This is a genomic window from Streptosporangium sp. G11 (assembly GCF_051192615.1).
Classification (GTDB): domain Bacteria; phylum Actinomycetota; class Actinomycetes; order Streptosporangiales; family Streptosporangiaceae; genus Streptosporangium.
Map to the genome: position 1 here is coordinate 1 of NZ_JBPJUQ010000100.1, position 22,588 is coordinate 22,588.

Here is a 22,588-nt window from a genome sequence, read left to right on the forward strand (position 1 = left end):
CTCTGGCCAGGGACTCAGGCCTCGGCTGTCCCGAGCTCGGCGACGTACGCCGCCCCGGCGGCCATCGCGGCAGATCCGACTCTTTACAAACCACCAGATCGGTCTCCTTACCAGGAGGGATACGAAAAAGGACTCTCGTCAGGGGAGCGGGAAGGAAGTGCACAGGCTAGGAGTCACTGCGCTGATACCACGAGTTGGCCAAAATGGCCGGAGGGTGCTTACGGGGTCGGTTATGCCGCTGGCTACCAGCTGGGATGGAACAAAGGGCTCCACGACGGCATGGTGAAACACTGCAGGCCCGCATAGTGGGGGACGGTGATCGGGCGAGCAATCGTCAAGATCTGTGGGTCGAGAGTTTCTAGGCGGCTGCGGATGGGGCCTGGTCGTCAGGTCGTTCGACCAGGAGTCCGTTGACGAAGGTCGCTCCGGCGCAGACCAGGGCGACGAGGTGAGGTGCGTTGACCGCGCGCCAGCGGGCCTGGGCTGACTCGATCCTCTCAAGGAATCGAGCCTCCATCAGACCCGGACCGCTTCACTTCGCCTTCGCCTGCACGTCTATCCGGCTATCGGTGACCGAGGGTTGCGTTCCCTGCGTCCCAGCCTTCTGCAGGCTTTCAGCCGCGGCCTTCAGGTCAAGCTCTCGCCGAACTACGCGCGGGCCGTCTTCTTCCACCTCTCGACCGTTCTCAACGCCGCCGTGGACGACGAACTCATTCCCAAGAACCCCTGTCATGCGGGATCGGTGAAGGCGCCCAGGGGAGAGGCCAAGAAGATCGCTCCGTGGACGGTCGAGCAGGTGCGAGCGGTCGCGAACGGCATCGCCCAGCACTACGAGGTGATGGTGCTGAGTGCCGCCGGGCTTGGTCTCCGCCAGGGGGAGGCGTTCGGCCTGGCCCTCGACGACGTCGACTTCCTACGTGGCATCGTCCACGTACGCCGACAGGTCAAGTTGCTCGGCGGCAAGCAAGAGCGCGTTTTCGCTCCGCCCAAAGGTGGCAAGCTGCGGGACATCCCGCTCCCGGAGAGCGTGGCGCTGAGGCTCGCCGCCCACATTGAAGCCGTCGACCCGCCGGAGCTGACGCTGCCCTGGCGCACACTGGACGGCTCGCCGCACACGGCGCGGCTGCTCTTCAGCACGCGGCAGAAGACCGTGATCGCCCGTAACGAGTTCAACAAGTTCGCCTGGAAGACGGTCCTCGCCAAGGTCGGCCTCCCGGCCACGAGAGAGAACGGCTTCCACATGCTTCGCCACCACTTCGCCTCAGTGCTGCTGGAGGACGGCGTGTCCATCAAGGCCGTCGCCGAGTTCCTCGGGCATGCGGACCCCGGCTTCACCCTGCGTACCTACACCCACCTCATGCCGTCCAGCGAGGACCGCATGCGCAAGGCGATCGACGGTGCCTGGGGGAGTAGCGCAGATCCGGGATGTGCCCTGGATGTGCCCTGAGAGGGACGCCCGGTAGAGAAACCGCAGGTCAGCGCCTCGTGGCACTAGTACATCGAGATGTGCGGGTGGTCGAAGTGGTTGGCCGTGACGCCGCCGCGGTTGGACATGGCGTTCCAGCCGGAACCGTGGTTGATGCGCTGGCGCCAGATCACGTACTTCACGCCGAGTTTGGCCTTGTTCTTGATGGCCCAGGCGGCGATCTCGTCGCCGAGCGCGAGGTTGGCGGCCGAGGGCATCGTGCCGCCGGTGCTCATCATGAAGTCGCAGGCGCGGCCCAGGGGGTGCTCGCCGCCGTCGTTGGCGGACCGGTAGCAGCCGACCGAGTACGGGAGGCTGAAGCGCCTCATGACGGCATCGCGCATGATCCGGGTCCGGTCGGTGATGTTGTCGGCGCCGGTGGGGAGCTGCGGGGCCCAGCTGCCGTCGGAGCGGCGGCCGGAGCCGGTGGGGGCGAGCCGGTCGAGCTTGTCCTTCATGTCGCGGATCAGGTCTTCGGCCTCCTCGCGCCGGTCCTGGACCTCCTTGGCCTCGTCGCCGATCTCGTCGGTGAGCCTGGCGGTCGTCTCGGCCGCCTTCTTCCTCCGTTCGAGGCTGTCGGCGAAGCCCTCCAGGTAGGCGCTCTGCTGGGCGGTGAGCTGCTCCATCACCGCGGCGGCGCTCATGTCGCCGGAGAACATCAGCGCGGGCAGTCCTCCGCCGCTGGTCTGGTAGCGGAGCTGGACGATGGAGTCGACCTGCCTCTCGGCCTCGGCGTAGATCTCCTCGGCCTTTCCCAGGTTCTGCTTGGCGACGCTCTCGGCCTTCTGCGCCTTCTTGAGGGACTCGCGTTTGGCCGCGTAGGCCTCGATCAGCTTGTCGACCTTCTTGCCGAGTTTGGCCAGGTCGGCGCGGAGCTTGGCCTCGGTCGGCTTGGGTTCAGCACTTCCCGCCGTGGGGGCGCCGATGGTGAACGCGACGATCGAGCTCAGGCAGAGGGCCAGAGCCGCATGCCGACGGAACGTGGGGGACGAGGCCGCCACGAACTCTCCTCTCCTTACGCCTACCGGGTTAGCTGACGGGTTCGGGCTGGAGGAAGCCCTTCCACCGAAGTGGTTTCACCCCAGGTGCGGTGGTTCCCCGGCTCCCGGGCAGGGTGCCCGGGATTAGGCAAATCAGCGTTTACAGCTGATGTGGGAAGGATAGTAGTGGTAAACAGCAGGTCATGCGACCTCAAGACGAGACCAAGTGGTAATCAGTTCGTGACAACAGAGCGCAGGAGATGTGCTGTCGCCTCGGGCGACACGTCGTTCACGAAGGCGCCCATGGCCGACTCCGACCCGGCGAGGTATTTCAGCTTGTCCGGCGCGCGGCGAATGCTGAACAGCTCCATGTGCGCGTACGACAGATCGCGGCCGGTGTTGACCGGTGCCTGGTGCCAGGCGGCGATGTACGGCATGGGCACGCCGAACAGCCCGTCGAGGCGGCGCAGCACGTCGGTGTAGAGGGGCCCGAACGCCGCGCGCTCCTCGGCGTCCAGCGCGACCAGGTCGGGAACCTTGCGGTGCGGGTAGAGGTGGACCTCCACGGGCCAGCGCGCCGCGGCCGGGACGAACGCCGTCCAGTGCTCGTTCGAGCCCACGACCCGGACCTCGGCCTCCCGCTCCGCGGCCAGGATGTCGGCGAACAGGTTGCCGCCGGTCCGCTCCCGGTGGCGCTCGGCCGCCCCGAGGGTCAGTCTGGTGCGCGGGGTCACGTAGGGGTAGGCGTAGATCTGGCCGTGCGGGTGGGCCAGGGTGATGCCGATCTCCGCTCCCCGGTTCTCGAAGCAGAACACCTGCTCCACGCCGGGTATCGCCGACAGCTCCGCCGTACGGTCGACCCAGGCCTCCATGACCAGCTCCACCTGTTCCGGGGAGAGCCGGGAGAACGAGGAGTCGTGCTCGGAGGTGAAGCAGACCACTTCGCACCTGCCGATCCCCGGGCGGACCTCGCTCAGTCCCCCGATCCGGCGGTGTTCGCCCGGCTGGTCGGAGAACGACGGGAACCGGTTCTCGAAGACCGCCACGTCATAGGTGGGGGAGGGGACCTCGGTGAGGTTGCCGGGGGTGGAGGGGCAGAGCGGGCACTGGCTGGCCGGGGGCAGGAAGGTGCGGCTCTGGCGGTGCCCGGCCACCGCGATCCACTCCTCGGTCAGCGGGTCGTAGCGCAGCTCGGAGGCGGCGGGGCGGGGCGGCAGGTCGCGCTCGTCCACCGCTCCGCGATCGGCGTCGTCGCGCCGGTCGAAGTAGAAAAGCTCCCGGCCGTCGGCCAGGTGGGTGATCGTACGCTTCATCGGCTCGCGATCTCGCTCTCCCGCTGGGGTTCCGTGATGATCAGTTCGCCCACCGAGGCGGCGAGCTCCTCGCGGGCCTCCTCGGTGAGGCCGGAGTCGGTGACCACGATGTGGGCCTCGGCCAGCTCGGCGATCGTGCTGATGCCGACCGTGCCCCACTTGGTGTGGTCGGCGGTCACCACCAGGCGGTGTGCGGAGGCGACCAGCTCGCGGTTGGTCTCGGCCTCGAGCAGGTTGGGGGTGGTGAACCCGGCGCGGGTGCTCATCCCGTGCACGCCGAGGAAGAGGGTGTCGACGTGGAGCCCGCGGATCGCCGAGACCGCGACCGGGCCGACCAGGGCGTCGGAGGGGGTGCGGATCCCGCCGGTCAGCACGACCGTGCGGTCGGCCCTGGGGGAGCGGTGGAAGACGTCGGCGATCCGGATCGAGTTGGTGATCACGGTCAGCTCGGGCACGTCGACCACGTGGTGGGCGAGCGTCCAGGTCGTGGTTCCCGCGGAGAGCGCGATGGCCGTGGCGGGCCGGACGAGCCGGGCGGCGTGCTGGGCGATCGTCTCCTTCTCCGCCTGCTGGCGTGCCGACTTGGCGGCGAAGCCCGGTTCCTCGGTCGAACCGGGCCCGGCGGCGGTGGCGCCGCCGTGGACTTTCTCCACCAGGCCGCGCTCGGAGAGCACCTCGAGGTCGCGCCGGATCGTCATGTCGGACACGCCGAGCTCCCGGACGAGATCGGCGACCCTGACCCCGCCGCTACTGCGCACCCTCTCCAGGATCGCCTGCTGCCGCTGCTGGGCAAGCATTGCTCCACTCCCCTTAATTCACCAGATTCCATCAAATTACCACAGCGAGGATCGGGTAATGCTGTTGAATCATGGTGACTAACCGCTCACAGCCGATCAAGTTCCGCGGTGATGTTGGCCCTGGCCGCCTCCTCCAGGCCGGCGACGCGGAAGATCACCGGAAGGTCGAGCAGCGAGCGCAGCACGGCGGCCCTCCCGGCCCTGAACGCGTCGTCGGGGACGAAGCCGTACTCCTCGCGCACGGCCGCCGCGTAGGCGGCGTAGACCTCGGGGGAGGCGCCCAGGATCGACAGGTCCGCGTCGGACAGCACGGCCCCGTCCGCGTCGCCGGGCGAGGGGTCGTGCGTGACGGTCAGCCTGACCAATCGGGCGACCGTCGCCACGGCCTCCGCGGACAGCCCCAGCTCCGGCAGCGCGCGCTCGGCCAGCCCCGCGCTCCGCTCCTCGTTGTCGCCGCGCCGCGGATCGTAGACGGCGTCGTGGAACCAGGCCGCCAGCCGTACGAGGTCCGGATGCTCGGCGTGACCGGCCAGGTCGTCGATGTGGGTGAGCACGGCCTCCAGGTGGGCGGCCGTGTGGTACCTGCGGTGCGGCTCGTCGTACCGGGTGATCAGTTCGCGGCCGAGGGGGTCGGCCCCGGTGCCGGCCAGGGCTCGCCAGCGGGCCATCAGCGTCTCGCTCATGCGACGGAGCCTAGAACCCCGACGCCGCCGGAGGTCACGCCCCCTCCCGCCGGGGCGCGGAACGTCAAGGTCGGGGCAATGCCGGGAAAACAGGGTCCACCGGAGCCGGACGGATCGTCGTCCGGGCCTTGTATGACGAGCGTTCCGGGAGGAATGTGAAGGTCTGAGCGGGTGAGATCGAGTCCGGTAGGGGCCCGGAGAAGCCCGGGAGAACCTCGGCGAAGGGGTGGTCGGCATGGGCAAGCGAGCACGCAAGGCCAGGGCCCGCAAGAAGCGCAAGGCCAACCACGGCCGGCGGCCGGCGGGCTAACCGTCCGGTCCTCCCCTGAAGGACGCGGACGAGCGTACGTTCAGGCGCGGCGGCCCCAGGAGGCCAGCAACCGGGCCTGCGCGTCGGTGCCGGAGGGCTCCTCCCGGGGCTCTCCTGGCTCTCCGATCGTCGCGGCCTGCCGGTGGCCGGGCTCCGCGTCGCTGAACCAGTCGGAGCAGGCCTCGACCAGCTCGGGATCGAGCCGCTCGTCGGCGCCGATGGCGCGGGCCAGGTCCCACGTGTGGATGAGCGCGTCGGCGAACAGCTCGGTGACGTACTCCCTGCCGGACACGTCGCCGAACGGCAGGTGGACGAGGCGGTCGAGGGCCCGGACGCCCGTCGCCGCCTGGATGGCGGGCACGGCCGAGGTGTCGAACGCCTTGATGGGGTCGTCGCCCAGCAGGTCCCCCTCGAAGGCGTCACCGACCTCCGCGGCGCTCCCCCCGGCCAGCAGCACGGGAGCCCACAGGTTCTCGCCGACCACGTGGTTGACCAGGGCGCGCACGTCCCAGTCGACGCACGGCGTCGGGTTCTCCCACTGCTCGGGGCCGATCCGGTGGACAAGAGCGCCGAAGTCGTCCAGTGCGCGCCGGTAAGCCTCGGGTATGTCGATGGTCATCATGCCCTCCCGATGCCCTCCCGGGTTTCCTCCCGGCTCTCATCTTGACCGTAACCCCTGGACCGCCAGTAGTCATCGCGTCAACGGACATGACCGGCATGTCCCGAGTGCTCCTGGGAATCCATCCTGGACACACCTGACCATGGGGCTTCATCCCACGGTCATCTTGACGTCAGGGGGAAGTCACAACATCTCGTGAAAATTCGTCCCATGCGCACCACGACTTTCACCCGGGCGGCCGCCGCGGCGGTCACCGGCCTGCTCCTTCTGCCCGTCGCCGTGGCCCCGGCCGCCGCCGAGTCCGGCCCCAAGGGCGTCAAGCTGACCTTCCTCGGCCGCTACACCACCGGTACCGTCGCCGCCGGCGCCTCGGAGATCACCGCGTACGACGCCTCGACCCGCCGGGTCTTCGTGGTGAACGCGCAGGCCGGCACCGTCGACGTGCTCGACATCCGCGACCCCCGCAAGCCGCGCAAGGTCGCCACCCTGGCCACCCCCGGCGCCAACAGTGTCGCGGTGCGCCGCGGCCTGGTCGCCGTGGCCCAGCAGGCGGCCGTCAAGACCGACCCGGGTACCGTCGCCTTCTTCGACGCCCGGAGCGGGAGGAAGCTCAAGCAGGTGACCGTGGGCGCGCTGCCCGACATGGTGACCTTCACCCCGGACGGTGACCGGGTGATCGTGGCCAACGAGGGCGAGCCCTCCTCCTACTGCGAGGGCGAGGTGGCCGACCCCGAGGGTTCGGTGAGCGTCGTCGACCTGCGCCGCTGGACGGTGCGGACCGCGGGGTTCGCGAAGTTCGACGCCGAGCGGCTGCGGGCCAGGGGAGTGCGGATCACCGGCCCCGGGGCCACCGCCGCCCGGGACCTGGAGCCGGAGTACGTCACCGTCGAAGGTGACACCGCCTACGTGACCCTCCAGGAGAACAACGCGCTCGCGATCGTCGATCTGGACCGGGTGGCGGTCCGCGACGTCGTCCCGCTGGGGCTGAAGGACTGGTCGAAGACCGGGTTCGACGCCTCGGACAAGGACGGGAAGATCGACATCAGGCCGCGGCCGGTGAAGGGCATGTACCAGCCCGACGCGATCGCGAACTTCCGCGACCGCGGGCGGACCTACCTGGTCACCGCCAACGAGGGCGACGGGCGCGACTGGGAGTGCCACGCCGACGAGGTCAGGGTCAAGTCGCTGAACCTCGCGCTGCCCGACGCCGAGAACCTCAAGAAGGACACCGAGCTCGGCCGGCTGAACGTGGCCGCCGACTCGCCCAAGGACGCGAACGGCGCCTACACCGAGCTGCACGCGTTCGGCGCCCGCTCGATCTCGATCAGGTCCACCTCCGGAGCGCTCGTCTGGGACTCCGGCGATCAGCTGGAGCGGCTCGTCGCCAAGGAACTGCCCGAGGCCTTCAACGCCGACAACGAGGAGGACGACTCCTTCGACAGCCGCAGCGACAACAAGGGCCCCGAGCCCGAGGGGGTCACGGTCGGCGAGGTGCGCGGCCGGACCTACGCCTTCGCCGGGCTGGAGCGGGTCGGCGGGATCGTCGCCTACGACCTGGGCGACCCGCGGGCGCCGCGCCTGGCCGGGTACGTCAACACCCGTGACTTCACCGGCTCGATCGAGGACGGCACCGCCGGGGACGTCGGCCCCGAGGGCGTGCTGTTCATCCCCGCCTCCGACAGCCCCACCCGCAGCCCGCTCCTGGTGGTCGGCAACGAGGTCAGCGGTACCACCGCCCTCTACGAGATCCGCTGAACATCCGCTGAACCCCGCCCCCCGGCGGCGGCTCAGGCACCCCGAAGCCCCACCCGCGAGAATCCGCGGCGTGGGGCTTCGTCATGGGCCCCGGCGACGCGGAAGGCGGCGCCGGAGCCCGTACGGGTGATCGGGCAGGACTAGGGCAGCCTCTGCTCGACCCAGACGATCTTGCCCTTCGGGGTGAGGCGGGACCCCCAGCGGTGGGCGAGCCAGTTGATGAGGTGCAGGCCGCGGCCGGTGTCGCTGGTGGTGGAGGCCTCCCGCATGACCGGCTCGGACGCGGAGCTGTCGGACACCTCGCAGACCAGCGTGGGCCCGCGCAGCAGCCGCAGCTCGACCTCGCCCTGGCCGTGCTCGACCGCGTTGGCGACCAGCTCGCTGACCATGAGCTCGGTGTTGTCGCAGAGCGAGGACAGCTCCCAGTCGTCGAGCGTGGCCCGGACGAAACGGCGGGCCTGGGAGGCGGAGCGCCGGTCGGGGGGCAGCGACGTCTCGGCGAACTCGTTCTCCGTCAGCTCGGACACCCTGGCCAGCAGCAGGGCGATGTCGTCACGCTCGTGCCCCGGCCGCTGGGCCCTGATCGTGAGGTCGCAGACCTCCTCCAGGTCGTGGTCGGCTCCGGAGAGCAGGCCGCGCAGCGCGTTGATGCCCTCCTCGATGTCCCGGTTGCGGCTCTCCACCAGGCCGTCGGTGTAGAAGGCGAGCACGGTGCCGCCGGGAAGCGTGAACTCCCGCATCTCGGCGGGCTCGTTGCCGATGCCCAGGGGGAGCCCCGGCGGCAGCTCCAGCAGCTCGGTCTCGCCGCCGGGCCGCACCAGGATCGGCGGCACGTGCCCCGCGCAGGCCATCGCGCACCGCCGCGTGACCGGGTCGTAGGTGGCGTACACGCACGTGGCGATCTGGCTGGCGTCCAGGTCCTGGCTCATCAGGTTGAGCCGGAACAGCACGTCGGCCGGGCTCAGGTCCAGGCTGGCCAGCGTGCGCGCGGCCGTGCGGAGCTGGCCCATGGTGGCGGCGGCCCTGATGCCGTGCCCCATCACGTCGCCGACGACGAGGGCGACCCGGCAGCCGGGCAGCGGGATCACGTCGTACCAGTCGCCGCCCACCCCGACCAGGTCACTGGCGGGCAGGTAGCGGGAGGCGATCGTCAGGCCCAGCGGCTGGGAGAGGTCGACCGGCAGCAGGCTGCTCTGCAGGGTCAGCGCGGTGCGGCGCTCGCGGTTGTAGAGCCGCGCGTTGTCGAGGCAGACACCGGTCCTGGCCGCCAGCTCCTCGGCCAGGTTGACGTCCTGCTCGTCGAAGGGCTGGCTGGTGGGCCTACGGGTGAAGATGACGAAGCCCAGCACCCGGCCGCGCGCCTTCAGCGGCACCACCAGGAACGAGCTGTCCTCCAGCACCTTCGACACCGAGTCGCGCTTCCAGAACCGCCCGATCTCCTCGGCGGTCCTGCGCCCCAGGCGGGGGTAGAGGATCGGGTTGCCGGTGGCCATGCACCGGGCGTAGGGGGTCCAGGCCTCGTAGACGGCCACCTCGTCCACGGGGAACGCCTTGGCGTACTCCCCGGGGGAGGGGTCGGCCACGCCGACCGCGATCCGCCGCACCAGCGCCGAGCCGTCGGTGGTCTCCTGGGGGAACTCCCCCTCGGTCACCAGCCGGTCCTGTACGAGGATGCCCGCCGCGTCCGCGAAGCGCGGTACGGCGACGTCCATCAGCTCCCTGCCGGTCTCGAACATGTCGAGCGTGCTGCCGATGCGTTTGCTGGCGGCGTTGAGCAGGGACAGCTGCTCGTGCATGGATGCGGGGCTGCCCATCCTGAACCCTGGCGTCGCTGGATCCTTGGTGACGAAACGGGACTTCACTCGCTCCACCGGGGTGCGGGAACCGGCGTCCACCAGGTTTCCAGTTCGAGGTCTTCTGCGATGGCGTTGGCGCCGTTGTATCCGGGGGCCGCGGAGACCGAGCCGCCCGGATGGCTGCTGGCGCCGCAGAGGTAGAGGCCGTCGACGGGGGTGCGGTACTGGCCCATCTCGGGGACCGGCCGGTTGCCGCCCAGCTGGGACGGCTCGTAGGCCCCCACATGGTGGCTGCCGCGCACCATGTTGACGCAGTGCCGCTCGATATCGAGCGGTGAGAAGACCCGTTTGCCCAGCACGGCGCGTCCCGCCAGGTTGGGGGCGTACTCGGCCCACTCGGCGAGCAGCCGCTCCCCGACCTCCTCGCGCCGCACGTCCCAGTTCGCCGGGTCGCCGCCGAGGTCGTACGGGGCCCACGGCCACCAGAACGCCACGTGTTTGCCGTCGGGCGCGTAGGAGGGGTCGAACAGCGAGGGACACGCGCCGTTGCCGGCCAGCCGGTCGGGCAGCTGCCCCCGGTGGATCTGGTCGAAGGTCCGGCCGAGCTGCTCGCTGTCGTCGGCGCCGAGCACCACGAGGAAGGCACGGTCCACGTCGGGCTCGAACTCGGCGGCCCGGTAGCGCGGCGCCTCGTCGAGCGCCAGGTGGAGGGTGACGAGGCTGTGCCCGGCCCACTTGTAGTCCTCGACCTTGGCCGCGATCTCCGCGCCGAAGTTCTCCGGGCCCGCCATCCGCACGGTCTGCGGGGCGTCCACCGCGCTGGCCACGAACCGGCGGGCGGTGAGCACGTCGCCGGTGGCGAGCCGCACCCCGGTGGCCCGCCCGTCGTCGACCAGGATCCGCTCGACGTGGGCGCCGGTCACCACGGTGCCGCCGTGCTCCTCGATGACGGCGCGCAGCGCGCTCGCGACGTTGCCCGCGCCGCCCACGGGCACGCCGAGCCTGGCGATGCGCGACAGCAGCCGGGGGAAGAAACCGCCGGTGCCGGGCACGTTCTCGATGGAGATCGCGTGCAGGAAGGACTTGAACAGCACCCTGACCTGGTCGCTCTCGAAGTTCCTGTCGACGGCCTCGTACAGAGACAGCGGCATGTAGCTCATCATGTCGCGGCCGAGGTCGCCCTTGATCCGCTCGGCGAGCACCGGGGGCGGCAGCGGCCTGGAGTACAGGAAGCCGTTCATCAGGTCCCTGGCCGCCTCGGCGTAGCGCTCGTACAGCTCCAGCCAGCGCGCGGCGTCGGCCTTGGAGAACCGGGCGAAGGAGTCGGCGGTGCGCTTGGGGTCGGTGTAGACCGTGATCGCCCGGCCGTCCCTGAAGACCGTGGCGTGCTGGGTCTCGGGGTAGATGTACCGCAGGCCGTACCGCTGGAGCTCCAGGTCGGCGGGGACCGGGCCCTCCTCCAGGAAGTGGTAGCTGCTGTGGGTGTTGTGCCGGAACCCGGGGAGCGTGAGCTCCTGGGTGCTGCAACCACCGCCCGCGACGTCGTTGCGCTCGACGACCGCGACCGACAACCCCGCCTTCGCGAGGTAGGCGGCGCACGTGAGGCCGTTATGGCCCCCGCCCACGATGACGCCGTCGAACTCCGACACTTTCCCTCCAGGGGGCACTCTGACTCAGGGGCACTCTGACTGCTGGTATGGAGGATTGTAAAGAATGATCTATATGCGAACCTCGTGTTTAACAGAGATTCATAGATATTTCCAGACAGAGTAGGATTTGGCGGCGTTCGGACGGCAGAGCGATCACGCCGGTTGCCCCCGCACCGCGCCCCAGACTCCCCGCACCGCGCCCAAGGCTCTCTGGACGCCGGTCCGGCGACCTTCGAGGAGAACGGCACCTCCCGCCTCGCCCCCGGCGATCACCCCGGAGCACGAGGCCCCCGCCGGGAGGCGTCAAGAGTCGCGGAGCAGTTTGATCGGCACGACGATGACCAAGGTGACGAGGGCCACGGCGGCGAAGAGGACGGCGAAGGCGACGACACCGATCACGATCGGTTCGGGTGTGCCGGGGAGGAGAGGGGCGTCGCCTTCGTAGGCCGTCACGACGGCTCCTCGGCGGCCGGGGGAGATGCGGAGGATATGCGGCGCGCCCCCGCACGGCGGGTGAGGGGCGAGCGCGGCGGACGGCCCGATTCCCGCGGCCGTCCGGGACCGGCGCCCACGCCGCACGCCCGGACGGCGGTGACGGCCTGCTCGTCCGCCGGCGTGAGCAGGGGCCGCGACCAGGCCGTCGCCCGACCACTCGGGAGGGAATTCAAGAAAGCCCGGGAAAACGGGCCCGAAAACCATCGGGCACGCAGTGGGTACGAAAGTTCCTGAAGTTTTAGCGAAACATGAAAGGCCAGGTCGCCACATACGGGCTGACCTGGCCTTTCACCATCTGAGCGGACGACGGGAATCGAACCCGCGTAGCCAGTTTGGAAGACTGGGGCTCTACCATTGAGCTACGTCCGCGCGAGCCGGCGTCAGTCTGGTCTAGACTTCATCCGTTCGTCAGGGCGTAAGCGTACCGGAGTTCCGGAGCGTGCGCGCACTCGACTTACCGGGGTGTGGCGCAGTTTGGTAGCGCACCTGCTTTGGGAGCAGGGGGCCGCAGGTTCAAATCCTGTCACCCCGACGTATGCCGGGCATCGGTTCCGACCGGTGCCCGGTTCGTCGTCGCAGGGCAAGGAGACGAGAGCTCTTCGCTGCGCGAAGGGCGCGGGGGCCCGGCGTGCGGGATGTGGGCCGAGGGGACTCCGTGCAGGAGCTCGGAGACGTCGTCACAGGAGAAGACGTCGTACGGGAGCCGGAGACGCCGTGCGGGGAACGGTCCCGCTTGGCGGGGGTGTCAGCGGCGAGGGCTGAAGAAGGCCCAGACGGCCTTGCCGCCGCAGTTGAGGTGGTCCCAGCCCCAGCCCTGGCTGTAGGTCTCCACGATGTAGAGGCCCCGGCCGTTCTCCGAGATGAAATCGGGCTCCTTGGGGGTCGGAACCTCGTCGCTCGGGTCCGTCACGGCCAGGAGCACGTGGGGGGAGAGGTGCACCAGGACGAGGGTGATCGGGGTGATCTTCGCCTGACCGGGCGGACACAGTGCGTAACGGACCGCGTTAGTGACGAGTTCCGAAACCACTAGCGCTGCGTCATCGCTGAGCTCTGCCAGTCCCCAGTCGTGGAGCGTCGAGCGTGTCACGTCCCGGGCGGTCTTCACCGAGTCGGCCTGACTGGGCAGGGGACACGCGGTCGCACCGGAGTGGTTGGCGTCCAGCAGCTCGTCAAAGCCCACCTGGCGGGTCGCCTGCAGGTAGTCGGCAGCCGATTTTGGCTCCTCCACCATCCTGCCGGTACCTCCCGCTGTCATCGTGAGTCTCCGTACCACTTGAGAGTTTTCAGAGCTTGTGCACCATAAGCCCAATATGCACTAAGCCATCATGGGTCACCGGAACGTCTGCTGCAAGACCCAAATGCACGTGCAGTTGCAATGTGCAGCCGCATGAGCGGTTAGGGCGGCGACTTGGCGAATTGGGCACGGAGTTGAGACCTTGTCATCGCGGCCGGAAGTAGTGACACTGTGTGCGCTGGCCCAAGTACAGAGGGAGGCGAAGTGACGCAGGTTCAACCGGGATCGGGTCCCACAGCTCTGCGTATCCTTTTAGGCTCCCAGCTGCGTCGCCTGCGCGAGGCCAAGGGGCTCTCGCGCGAGGAGGCGGGCCACCTGATCCGCGGATCCGAATCCAAGATCAGCAGGATGGAGCTCGGCAGGGTAGGCCTGAGGGAACGCGACGTGGCGGACCTGCTCACCTTCTACGGGGTGGAGGACGAGCACGCCCGGTCGGCGGTCATGGACCTGCTGCTCAGAGCCAACGAACCCGGCTGGTGGCACCGGTTCAACGACCTGCTGCCCTCGTGGTTCCAGACGTACGTCGGCCTTGAGGAGGCCGCCTCCCGGATCCGCACCTACGAGGTGCAGTTCGTGCCCGGCCTGCTCCAGACGAGGGAGTACGCCAGGGCGGTCATCACCGCGGGCAGCGCGGGCGTCGCGCCCGAGGAGATCGCCCGCCGCGTCGACCTGCGGATGCAGCGCCAGCAGGTGCTCGGCCGGCCCGACGGCCCGTTCTTCTGGGCCGTCATCGACGAGGCCGCGCTGCGGCGCCCCATCGGCGGCGCGGACGTCATGCGAGCCCAGCTGGAGCACCTGCTCGACCTCATGCGGCAGCCGAACATCACGATCCAGGTCATGCCCTTCAGCTTCGGCGGCCACAGCGCGGAGGGCGGGGCCTTCAGCGTGCTCCGCTTCAACGACAACGAGCTCCCCGACGTCGTCTACGTCGAGCAGCTGGCCAGCGCTCTTTACCTGGACAAGCGCGAGGACGTCGACCGCTACAGCGAGGTCATGGAGCGGTTGTGCGCGGTCAGCACCACGCCCGGGGAGACGAACGACATCCTGCGGCGGATCATCAAGGAGGACTGAGCGGCCATTGGTCGCTCCATGGTGCCGCTCTGCCCTAGACTGGCCAGCGGCGCTGAACACCCGCCGCTGTGGAGCATGCCCTGATCTCGTGTGTCTCGACGGCTGTGCCAGGTGCCGCTCATGTGGGCGCGGCGCGCGAGCTTGCCGCGGTAGCCGTTACGACTTGACGCGCCCGCGATCACTCAAAGCTTGATCAAGGAGACGACCCCGTGAAGACCGCTGTGGAGGAGCTCAGCCCGACCCGGGTAAGGCTTACCGTCGAGGTGCCGTTCGAGGAGCTCGGCGAGAGCCTGCAGGCGGCGTACAAGAAGGTCGCGCAGCAGGTGCGCGTCCCCGGGTTCCGCCCCGGCAAGGTTCCGGCCCGCATCATCGAGCAGCGGTTCGGCCGCGCGGTGGTGCTGGAGGAGACCCTCAACGACGCGGTGCCCAAGCTGTACGGCCGGGCCGTCGACGAGAGCGATATCTTCCCGGTCAGCCAGCCGGAGATCGAGGTCACCAAGATCGAGGACGGCCAGCAGGTCGAGTTCACCGCCGAGGTGGACGTTCGTCCGGGCTTCGACGTCCCCGACTACCAGGGCATCGAGGTGACCGTCCCGGTCTCCGAGGTCTCCGACAAGGACATCGACGAGCAGCTGGACGGCCTTCGCCAGCGTTTCGCCACGCTGACCGGCGTCGAGCGCCCCGCGGCCACCGGCGACTTCGTCGTCATGGACCTGGCCGCCGCGATCGACGGCGCCAACATCGAGGAGCAGCAGGCCAACGACGTCTCCTACGAGGTCGGCGCCGGCTCGGTGCTTCAGGGGCTCGACGACGCCCTGGTCGGCCTGTCCGCCGGTGAGACCAAGGAGTTCACCACCAACCTGGTCGGCGGCGAGAACGCCGGCGAGGAGGCCGTGGTCACCATCACCGTCAAGAGCGTCAAGGAGAAGGTCCTCCCCGAGCTCGACGACGAGTTCGCCCAGCTCGCCAGCGAGTTCGACACCCTTGACGAGCTCAAGGCGAGCATCAGCGAGACGGCCCGCCGCAACAAGCTGATCGACCAGGTCGTCCAGGCCCGCGAGAACGCTCTCGACGCCCTGCTCGGCAAGATCGACATCCCGCTGCCCGAGAGCGCGCTCAAGGCCGAGGTCGACAACCGCAAGCACAACCTCGAGCACCAGATCGCCGACAGTGGCCTGAGCAAGGAGGCGTACTTCCGCCTCTACCAGACCACCGAGGAGGAGCGCTTCGCGGAGTTCGACGAGAGCGCCGCCAAGGCCCTCAAGACGGGCTTCGTCCTTGACAAGATCGTCAAGAGCGAGGACCTCGGCGTCAGCGAGCAGGAGCTGACCAACTTCGTGGTGCGCCGCGCCATGCAGATGAACGTCGCGCCCAACACGCTGGCCCAGCACCTGGCCGACAACGACCAGCTCACGCTGGCCATGGTCGAGATCGTCCGCGACAAGGCCAAGAGCGTCGTCGGCGACGCCGCCAAGGTGGTCGACGAGGCCGGCAACGAGGTCGACCTCAAGGCCATCTACACCGAGATCAACGGCGAGGAGCCCTCCGAAGACGGAGAGGCCGACGAGACCACCGAGGCCCCCAAGGCCGAGGCCGAGGCCGCCAAGTAGTCCCAGGCCGAACGGAGGGACCGGGATCGTCCGGTTCCTCCGTCGCCCGACGCCCCCACCGCGCTCCGCGAGGTGGGGGCGTCCTCGGTTTCCAGGGGCGGTGGACGTGCCGCAGGGCGGCGCCTGGAGGCCTCCGGAATCCCTCCGGCACTCTGCCCTCCGGGGAGAGCTCGCGGGCTCCTGAACCCTCTGAGAGCCGCAGGCCCTCCTCGCGGCCCCACCGGCGCGACGCCCATCCCCTTCGCGGGCCCCGCCCCGGCCCCTCGCGGCCCGCGACACGCCGTACGGGGTCCGGCTTCGGAGCCTCCGCCGGAGCGCGTGACAGGGGCTTCCGGACGTGGTGGGGCGGCGGCGGCCAGCATGCGCCGTCAGCGAACAGTGCGTTGAGGGGGCATGTCCGGTAGGTGGCGCGCGTTAAGGTCACAAGCAAAGCCAATCGATTACGACGCATCGGAAGGTGACGCTGTGACCAGCCCGCCGACCTTCTACCAGCCGACCGGCTCCGGGCCCGAGTCGATGAGCCAGCCGAACGGCTCGTTCAGGCTCGAAGACCAGCTCTACCAGCGGCTGCTGCGTGAGCGCATCATCGTGCTGGGCACCCAGGTCAACGACGAGATCGCCAACCGGATCTGCGCCGAGCTGCTCCTGCTCGCCGCGGACGACTCAGAGCGCGATATCTGGCTCTACATCAACTCGCCAGGTGGTTCCGTGACCGCCGGTATGGCGATTTACGACATGATGGAATATGTCCCTAACGATGTGTGCACGGTCGCGATGGGTCTGGCCGCTTCCATGGGCCAGTTCCTCCTCTGCGCCGGCGAGCGGGGCAAGCGCTACGCCCTGCCGCACGCCCGCATCATGATGCACCAGCCTTCGGGCGGCATCGGCGGCACCGCCGCCGACATCGCCATCCAGGCGGAGCAGATGCTTTACGTCAAGAAGACCCTCGCCGAGCGCATCGCGTTCCACACCGGCCAGAACATCGAGCAGATCGAGGCCGACTCCGACCGCGACCGCTGGTTCACGGCCGAGGAGGCCAAGAACTACGGCTTCATCGACCAGGTCGTGCGCAGCGCTCGACAGGTGCCCTCCACGGGCGCCGTCTCCTGAAGGGGCACAAGGTGAGTGAGTTGATCCGGCCGGGAGACATCAACGGCCGTTACGTTCTTCCGTCCTTCACCGAGCGCACGTCCTACGGCATGCGGGAGATGAACCCGTACGCCAAGCTCTTCGAGGACCGCATCATCTTCCTCGGCGTGCAGGTGGACGACGCGTCAGCCAACGACGTCATGGCGCAGTTGCTGACCCTGGAGTCGCTCGACCCCGACCGTGACATCAGCATCTACATCAACTCGCCGGGCGGTTCTTTCACCGCCATGACGGCGATCTACGACACGATGCAGTTCGTCCGGCCGGAGATCCAGACGGTCTGCCTGGGCCAGGCGGCCTCGGCGGCGGCGGTCCTGCTGGCCGGCGGCACGCCGGGCAAGCGTTTCGCCCTGCCGAACGCCCGCATGCTGATCCACCAGCCCTCCACCGAGGGCGGCGGCCAGGGAAGCGACATCGAGATCCAGGCGCGCGAGATCCTCAGGATGCGCGCGCAAATGGAGACGATCATCGCTCAGCACTCGGGCAGGGCACCGGAGGCGGTCCGCAAGGACATCGAGCGGGACAAGATCCTTGACGCCGTCGAGGCCAAGGAGTACGGACTGATCGACGACATCATTCCGTCCCGCAAGAAACTCGCGAAGGCCGTAGCCTCCTAACGAGGCATATCGCACCGGAACCGTGCCGAATCAGGCACGTTCCGGTGCGACTCGCCGCTAGGGGGCTCACTGAGGGCTCAGAAGACGGTAACGTCGAAACCTAAGCGGGATGACTTTTCGATCGGGTATCGGGCCGGTCGGAAGAAACGGACCGCGGCAGCCAGGGCGGTCCCACGCAAAGGAGTATCTGGGGTGGCACGCATCGGCGACGGGGGAGACCTGCTGAAGTGCTCTTTCTGTGGAAAGAGCCAGAAGCAAGTCAAGAAGCTCATCGCCGGACCCGGCGTATACATCTGCGACGAGTGCATCGACCTCTGCAACGAGATCATCGAGGAGGAGCTCAGCGAGTCCTCTGAGCTCAAGTGGGACAGCCTTCCCAAGCCGAGGGAGATCTACGAATTCCTCGACGCCTACGTCATCGGTCAGGACCAGGCGAAGAAGGCTCTCTCCGTGGCGGTCTACAACCACTACAAGCGGGTGCAGTCCGGCGAGCGCGGGCGTGACGACGGCATCGAGCTGTCAAAGTCCAACATCCTGCTCCTGGGCCCAACCGGTTCCGGCAAGACACTGCTCGCCCAGACGTTGGCGAAGATGCTGAACGTTCCGTTCGCCATCGCCGACGCCACCGCCCTGACGGAGGCGGGCTACGTGGGCGAGGACGTCGAGAACATTCTGCTCAAGCTGATCCAGGCCGCTGACTACGACGTCAAGAAGGCCGAGACCGGCATCATCTACATCGACGAGGTCGACAAGATCGCTCGCAAGAGCGAGAACCCGTCGATCACCAGGGACGTCTCCGGCGAGGGCGTGCAGCAGGCCCTGCTGAAGATCCTGGAGGGCACGACCGCGAGCGTGCCGCCGCAGGGCGGCCGCAAGCACCCGCACCAGGAGTTCATCCAGATCGACACCACCAACGTGCTGTTCATCTGCGGTGGGGCCTTCGCCGGTCTCGAAAAGATCATCGAGTCCCGGGTCGGCCGCAAGGGGATCGGCTTCAACGCGATCATCCGCTCCAAGGAAGACATCGACGGCGCCGACATCTTCGAGAACGTCATGCCCGAGGACCTGCTGAAGTTCGGCATGATCCCCGAGTTCGTCGGCCGGCTCCCGGTGATCACGAGCGTCCACAACCTCGACCGTGAGGCGCTCATCCAGATCCTCACCGAGCCGCGCAACGCCCTCGTCAAGCAGTACCGCCGGCTGTTCGAGCTGGACAACGTCGAGCTCGAATTCACCGACGACGCGCTGGAGGCCATCGCCGACCAGGCGATCCTGCGCGGCACCGGCGCCCGCGGCCTGCGGGCGATCCTGGAGGAGGTCCTCCTCTCGGTGATGTACGAGGTGCCGTCGCGACAGGACGTGGCGCGCGTGGTCATCACCCGCGAGTCGGTTCTGGAGCACGTCAATCCCACGCTCGTCCCGCGCGATCAGCTCAACAAGCAGCAGCGGCCGCCGCGCGAGAAGTCGGCGTAGCAGCTCACGCGAACCGCTTTCTGTTCGCACGACCGGCGCCCCCCTCGGGTTCTCCCGAGGGGGGCGCCGCCGTTTCCGGCCGTCCGGTTCTCCTGCCGGTGACGTACCGGTGGCCCGTCGGCGTCCCCACCGGCCTTCACCCGTCTTCACCCGTATCCAGCCTGTGCCCGCCCGTCTCCGGCCCCATGGTCACCGGTGTTCACCGGTGCTCGTCGGCGGGGGATGATCTCGTCGGCCGTGAGAAGTCATGGGAGAAGCGGCCTGTAGAGACGATCCGTGGGACAGGGGACACCTGGACATCCCTAGACTTGGGCATCGTGACGACGCCAGAGCTGCCCACCCAGTACGCACCCGCCGACGTGGAGACCCGGAGCTACGAGCGCTGGGTATCGGAGGGACACTTCACCGCCGACCCGAGCAGCGAGCGCGAGCCGTACAGCATCGTCCTGCCCCCGCCGAACGTGACCGGTGTCCTGCACATCGGCCATGCCCTCGACCACTCCATCCAGGACGCGCTGACCCGCCGCGCTCGCATGCGCGGTCAGGAGACGCTCTGGCTGCCCGGCATGGACCACGCCGGAATCGCCACCCAGAACGTCGTCGAGCGCGAGATCGCCAAGGACGGCCTGTCCCGGCACGACCTCGGCCGGGAGGCGTTCGTCGAGCGTGTCTGGCAGTGGAAGGAGGAGTCCGGGGGCCGGATCCTCGGCCAGATGAAGAAGCTCGGCGACGGTGTCGACTGGTCGCGAGAGCGCTTCACCATGGACCCGGGCCTCTCCCGGGCCGTCCAGACGATCTTCAAGAAGCTCTTCGACGACGGGCTCATCTACCGCGCCGAGCGCATCATCAACTGGTGCCCGCGCTGCCTGACCGCGCTGTCGGACATCGAGGTCGAGCACAGCGACGACGAGGGCGAGCTCGTCTCGATCCGCTACGGCGACGGCGACGACTCCATCGTGGTCGCCACCACCCGGGCCGAGACGATGCTCGGCGACACCGCCGTGGCCGTGCACCCCTCCGACGAGCGCTACGCGCACCTGATCGGCCGCGAGGTGGAACTGCCGCTCACCGGGCGCCGCATCCCGATCGTCGCCGACGAGCACGTCGACCCCTCCTTCGGCACCGGAGCGGTCAAGGTCACCCCGGCGCACGATCCGAACGACTTCGAGATCGGGCGTCGCCACTCGCTGCCGTCTTTGACGATCATGGACGAGCGTGGGGTGGTCACCGCACACGGCCCGTTCCAGGGTCTCGACCGCTTCGAGGCCAGGCCCGCGGTGGTGGCCGCGCTCCGCGCGGAGGGCCGGATCGTCGCGGAGAAGCGTCCCTACATGCATTCGGTCGGGCACTGTTCGCGCTGCAAGACCGTGGTCGAGCCGCGGCTCTCGCTCCAGTGGTTCGTCAACGTCTCGCCGCTGGCGAAGGCGGCGGGCGACGCGGTCCGCGACGGCCGGACGAAGATCCACCCGCCGGAGCTGGCCAAGCGCTACTTCGACTGGGTCGACGACATGCACGACTGGTGCATCTCCCGGCAGCTGTGGTGGGGACATCGCATCCCGGTCTGGTACGGCCCGGACGGGGAGGTCGTCTGCGTCGGCCCCGACGAGCAGGCGCCCGCGGGCTACGTCCAGGATCCCGACGTCCTCGACACCTGGTTCTCCTCCGGGCTCTGGCCCTTCTCCACCCTCGGCTGGCCGGACAAGACGCCGGAGCTGGCGAAGTTCTACCCGACCTCCGTCCTGGTGACCGGCTACGACATCCTGTTCTTCTGGGTGGCCCGGATGATGATGTTCGGCATCTACGCCATGGACGGTGAGCCGCCGTTCCGGACCGTGGCGTTGCACGGCATGGTCCGCGACCAGTACGGCAAGAAGATGTCGAAGTCGTTCGGCAACGTCGTCGATCCGCTCGACTGGGTCGAGCGCTTCGGCGCCGACGCCACCCGCTTCACGCTGCTGCGCGGAGCCAACCCCGGCTCCGACGTGGCGATCAGCGAAGAATGGGCCGGAGGGTCGCGCAACTTCTGCAACAAGATCTGGAACGCCACCCGCTTCGCGCTGATGAACGGCGCCGTGACGGGCGAACTTCCGACCGAGGAGCTGACCGCCGCCGACCGCTGGATCCTCTCCCGGCTCCAGGAGATCGTCGAGTCGGTGGACACCGCGTTCGAAAGCTTCGAGTTCGCCAAGATCTCGGACCTGCTCTACCACTTCGCGTGGGACGAGGTCTGCGACTGGTACGTCGAGCTCGCCAAGATCCAGATCGCTTCCGGCCAGGAGCACACCCGGCTCGTGCTGGGCCACGTCTTCGACTCGCTGCTCCGCCTGCTCCACCCCCTGGTGCCGTTCGTCACCGAGGAGCTGTGGCGTGCGGTCACCGGGCGCGAGTCGATCGTGGTCGCGTCCTGGCCGACGGTCCAGGAGTCGCTGCGTGACCCCTCGGCGGAGGGGGAGATCCTCGCCGTCCAGGGATTGATCACCGAGGTGCGCAGGTTCCGTTCCGACCAGGGCCTCAAGCCGGGCCAGCGGGTCGCCGCACGGCTTTCTCTCGCCGGTACGGCACTCGCCTCCCACGAAGGGGCGATCCGGTCGCTGCTCCGGCTCGACCAGCCGTCCGAGTCGTTCGCCGCGACCGCCAGCCTGGACGTGGGCGGGGTCGCCGTGGAGATCGACACGGCGGGGACGATCGACGTGGCCGCCGAGCGTAAGCGTCTGGAGAAGGACCTCGCGGTGGCGCGCAAGGAGGCGGCCCAGGTCGCAGCCAAGCTCGGCAACGAGCAGTTCATGGCCAAGGCGCCCGACGACGTGGTGACCAAGGTGCGTTCCCGTGCCGCACAGGCAGATCAGGACATCGAGCGACTGCTCGCCCAGTTGGCGGCGCTGCCGGCCGGCTGACGGTCCGGGAGCGTGAGCTCGCGGCAGGGCTCGACCTGGCAACCGTGAAGAGGGCGGTCCCGAACAGGCAGCCGTCTTGACGAGAACCCGGGGTCTCTTGACCCCGGGTTCTCGTGTTTGAGGGTTGGCGGCCCAGGGAAGACCTAGTTCTTACCGGGAAGTTGGTCATCACAGCCCTAGGGGGCTGCTAGAGTTCTTCATGCAGGGCAGCGTCCTGCACCCCCCTCTAAAACCCCGACAAAACGGGCATGTCCGCACGATTGGACAACAACCGGATGTGGGAGTAAGTTAGAGGGGTTGCCCTGGAAACGGGGTAGTCGCAATCCTAGCGGGTTCGGCGGGTTCGAGTCGATGGTCGAAAATCCGACAGTTTGACACGAAACCGGCACTCCTGATAAGATAGTGACACGAAAATGGAACGCCCCGGAGTTCGGGTCGGCCGATCTGGCCGGTCAGGGTGATGGTGTACGCGTCCGTTTCTTGAGAACTCAACAGTGTGTTAAAAGCCAGTGCATGATGCACAACCCCGTTCAACCCACCTTTTGGGGTGGGGGACGGATTCCTTTGGTTGAACATCCACTGCGTTCCTTTTTCCGCCTTGTGTGGTGGTGGGGGATG

The 22,588-nt window shown here is 68.5% G+C and carries 18 protein-coding genes, 2 tRNA genes, 1 pseudogene and 1 riboswitch; of the genes and pseudogenes, 10 read left to right on the forward strand and 11 right to left on the reverse strand.

Features of this window, described 5'->3' with window-relative positions; all coding sequences use genetic code 11:
• Positions 1–358 precede the first annotated feature (358 nt).
• A pseudogene (locus tag ACSDR0_RS43925) lies at positions 359–529 on the reverse strand (IS256 family transposase); the annotation flags it as partial.
• A gap of 51 nt (positions 530–580) precedes the next feature.
• On the opposite strand from ACSDR0_RS43925, the gene ACSDR0_RS43930 reads away from it, so the two are divergent.
• Positions 581–1,447 carry a tyrosine-type recombinase/integrase gene (locus ACSDR0_RS43930; RefSeq protein ID WP_435294915.1) on the forward strand — a complete coding sequence of 289 codons (867 nt, stop codon included), beginning with the start codon at positions 581–583 and terminating at the stop codon, positions 1,445–1,447.
• A gap of 44 nt (positions 1,448–1,491) precedes the next feature.
• Here the strand turns inward: ACSDR0_RS43930 and ACSDR0_RS43935 are convergent, their stop codons facing one another.
• The 4 genes from ACSDR0_RS43935 to ACSDR0_RS43950 form a co-directional block, all read right to left on the reverse strand.
• A complete protein-coding gene (locus tag ACSDR0_RS43935; RefSeq protein ID WP_435294916.1) occupies positions 1,492–2,466 on the reverse strand; it encodes a coiled-coil domain-containing protein in 975 nt (324 codons plus the stop codon).
• Between the two features lie 3 nt (positions 2,467–2,469).
• Positions 2,470–2,606, reverse strand: a riboswitch (cyclic di-AMP (ydaO/yuaA leader).
• A 72-nt stretch (positions 2,607–2,678) separates the two neighbouring features.
• Positions 2,679–3,758: a galactose-1-phosphate uridylyltransferase gene (gene galT / locus ACSDR0_RS43940; RefSeq protein WP_435294917.1), complete on the reverse strand. Its 1,080-nt coding sequence runs from the start codon at positions 3,756–3,758 to the stop codon at positions 2,679–2,681.
• Positions 3,755–4,555 (reverse strand): DeoR/GlpR family DNA-binding transcription regulator, encoded by an 801-nt coding sequence (locus ACSDR0_RS43945; RefSeq protein WP_435294918.1) that lies wholly within the window; start codon positions 4,553–4,555, stop codon positions 3,755–3,757. Before ACSDR0_RS43945 ends, galT begins: the two co-directional genes overlap by 4 nt.
• 86 nt (positions 4,556–4,641) lie before the next feature.
• Positions 4,642–5,238 (reverse strand): HD domain-containing protein, encoded by a 597-nt coding sequence (locus ACSDR0_RS43950; RefSeq protein ID WP_435294919.1) that lies wholly within the window; start codon positions 5,236–5,238, stop codon positions 4,642–4,644.
• 235 nt (positions 5,239–5,473) lie between these two features.
• Between ACSDR0_RS43950 and ACSDR0_RS43955 the strand changes: the two genes are divergently transcribed.
• Complete coding sequence (locus ACSDR0_RS43955) at positions 5,474–5,548, forward strand: 50S ribosomal protein bL37 (RefSeq protein ID WP_435294929.1); 75 nt, start codon at positions 5,474–5,476, stop codon at positions 5,546–5,548.
• A 40-nt stretch (positions 5,549–5,588) separates the two neighbouring features.
• Here ACSDR0_RS43955 and ACSDR0_RS43960 read toward each other — a convergent pair whose 3' ends face one another.
• Entirely contained in the window at positions 5,589–6,167 is a 579-nt protein-coding gene (locus ACSDR0_RS43960) for a TIGR03086 family metal-binding protein (RefSeq protein WP_435294920.1), read from the reverse strand.
• A gap of 210 nt (positions 6,168–6,377) precedes the next feature.
• On the opposite strand from ACSDR0_RS43960, the gene ACSDR0_RS43965 reads away from it, so the two are divergent.
• Positions 6,378–7,922, forward strand: a complete 1,545-nt coding sequence (locus ACSDR0_RS43965; protein WP_435294921.1) for a choice-of-anchor I family protein — start codon at positions 6,378–6,380, stop codon at positions 7,920–7,922.
• 140 nt (positions 7,923–8,062) lie between these two features.
• On the opposite strand, the gene ACSDR0_RS43970 is transcribed toward ACSDR0_RS43965, so the two are convergent.
• The 4 genes from ACSDR0_RS43970 to ACSDR0_RS43985 all read right to left on the reverse strand — a co-directional run bounded on the left by ACSDR0_RS43970 (position 8,063) and on the right by ACSDR0_RS43985 (position 12,231).
• Positions 8,063–9,736, reverse strand: coding sequence for an ATP-binding SpoIIE family protein phosphatase (locus ACSDR0_RS43970; protein WP_435294922.1), 1,674 nt, complete (start codon positions 9,734–9,736; stop codon positions 8,063–8,065).
• Positions 9,737–9,780: 44 nt separating this feature from the next.
• On the reverse strand, positions 9,781–11,367 hold the full coding sequence (locus ACSDR0_RS43975; RefSeq protein ID WP_435294923.1) for a phytoene desaturase family protein: 1,587 nt from the start codon (positions 11,365–11,367) through the stop codon (positions 9,781–9,783).
• Between the two features lie 303 nt (positions 11,368–11,670).
• Entirely contained in the window at positions 11,671–11,820 is a 150-nt protein-coding gene (locus ACSDR0_RS43980; RefSeq protein ID WP_435294924.1) for a hypothetical protein, read from the reverse strand.
• A gap of 340 nt (positions 11,821–12,160) precedes the next feature.
• Positions 12,161–12,231 (reverse strand) — tRNA-Gly (locus ACSDR0_RS43985).
• Between the two features lie 89 nt (positions 12,232–12,320).
• Here ACSDR0_RS43985 and ACSDR0_RS43990 point away from each other — a divergent pair.
• Positions 12,321–12,394, forward strand: a tRNA-Pro gene (locus ACSDR0_RS43990).
• Between the two features lie 213 nt (positions 12,395–12,607).
• On the opposite strand, the gene ACSDR0_RS43995 is transcribed toward ACSDR0_RS43990, so the two are convergent.
• Positions 12,608–13,117 carry an ATP-binding protein gene (locus tag ACSDR0_RS43995; RefSeq protein WP_435294925.1) on the reverse strand — a complete coding sequence of 170 codons (510 nt, stop codon included), beginning with the start codon at positions 13,115–13,117 and terminating at the stop codon, positions 12,608–12,610.
• 243 nt (positions 13,118–13,360) lie between these two features.
• Here ACSDR0_RS43995 and ACSDR0_RS44000 point away from each other — a divergent pair, with 243 nt between their 5' ends.
• From ACSDR0_RS44000 to ACSDR0_RS44025, 6 genes are all read left to right on the forward strand, one after another.
• A complete protein-coding gene (locus tag ACSDR0_RS44000) occupies positions 13,361–14,227 on the forward strand; it encodes a helix-turn-helix domain-containing protein (protein WP_435294926.1) in 867 nt (288 codons plus the stop codon).
• A 209-nt stretch (positions 14,228–14,436) separates the two neighbouring features.
• Complete coding sequence (tig, locus tag ACSDR0_RS44005; RefSeq protein ID WP_435294927.1) at positions 14,437–15,837, forward strand: trigger factor; 1,401 nt, start codon at positions 14,437–14,439, stop codon at positions 15,835–15,837.
• Positions 15,838–16,302: 465 nt separating this feature from the next.
• On the forward strand, positions 16,303–16,947 hold the full coding sequence (locus ACSDR0_RS44010; RefSeq protein ID WP_386161284.1) for a ClpP family protease: 645 nt from the start codon (positions 16,303–16,305) through the stop codon (positions 16,945–16,947).
• Between the two features lie 11 nt (positions 16,948–16,958).
• A complete protein-coding gene (locus ACSDR0_RS44015; protein ID WP_326642780.1) occupies positions 16,959–17,603 on the forward strand; it encodes an ATP-dependent Clp protease proteolytic subunit in 645 nt (214 codons plus the stop codon).
• Positions 17,604–17,795: 192 nt separating this feature from the next.
• Entirely contained in the window at positions 17,796–19,076 is a 1,281-nt protein-coding gene (gene clpX / locus ACSDR0_RS44020) for an ATP-dependent Clp protease ATP-binding subunit ClpX (RefSeq protein WP_329084422.1), read from the forward strand.
• 308 nt (positions 19,077–19,384) lie between these two features.
• Positions 19,385–21,970 carry a valine--tRNA ligase gene (locus tag ACSDR0_RS44025; protein WP_435294928.1) on the forward strand — a complete coding sequence of 862 codons (2,586 nt, stop codon included), beginning with the start codon at positions 19,385–19,387 and terminating at the stop codon, positions 21,968–21,970.
• Positions 21,971–22,588 lie beyond the last annotated feature (618 nt).

Coding starts and splice junctions, on each gene's coding strand:
- ACSDR0_RS43965 (WP_435294921.1), top strand. CDS start 6,378: ATGCGCACCACGACTTTCACCCGGGCGGCCGCCGCGGCGGTCACCGGC.
- galT (WP_435294917.1), bottom strand. CDS start 3,758: ATGAAGCGTACGATCACCCACCTGGCCGACGGCCGGGAGCTTTTCTAC.
- ACSDR0_RS43960 (WP_435294920.1), bottom strand. CDS start 6,167: ATGACCATCGACATACCCGAGGCTTACCGGCGCGCACTGGACGACTTC.
- ACSDR0_RS43945 (WP_435294918.1), bottom strand. CDS start 4,555: ATGCTTGCCCAGCAGCGGCAGCAGGCGATCCTGGAGAGGGTGCGCAGT.
- ACSDR0_RS43970 (WP_435294922.1), bottom strand. CDS start 9,736: ATGGGCAGCCCCGCATCCATGCACGAGCAGCTGTCCCTGCTCAACGCC.
- ACSDR0_RS43995 (WP_435294925.1), bottom strand. CDS start 13,117: ATGACAGCGGGAGGTACCGGCAGGATGGTGGAGGAGCCAAAATCGGCT.
- ACSDR0_RS43950 (WP_435294919.1), bottom strand. CDS start 5,238: ATGAGCGAGACGCTGATGGCCCGCTGGCGAGCCCTGGCCGGCACCGGG.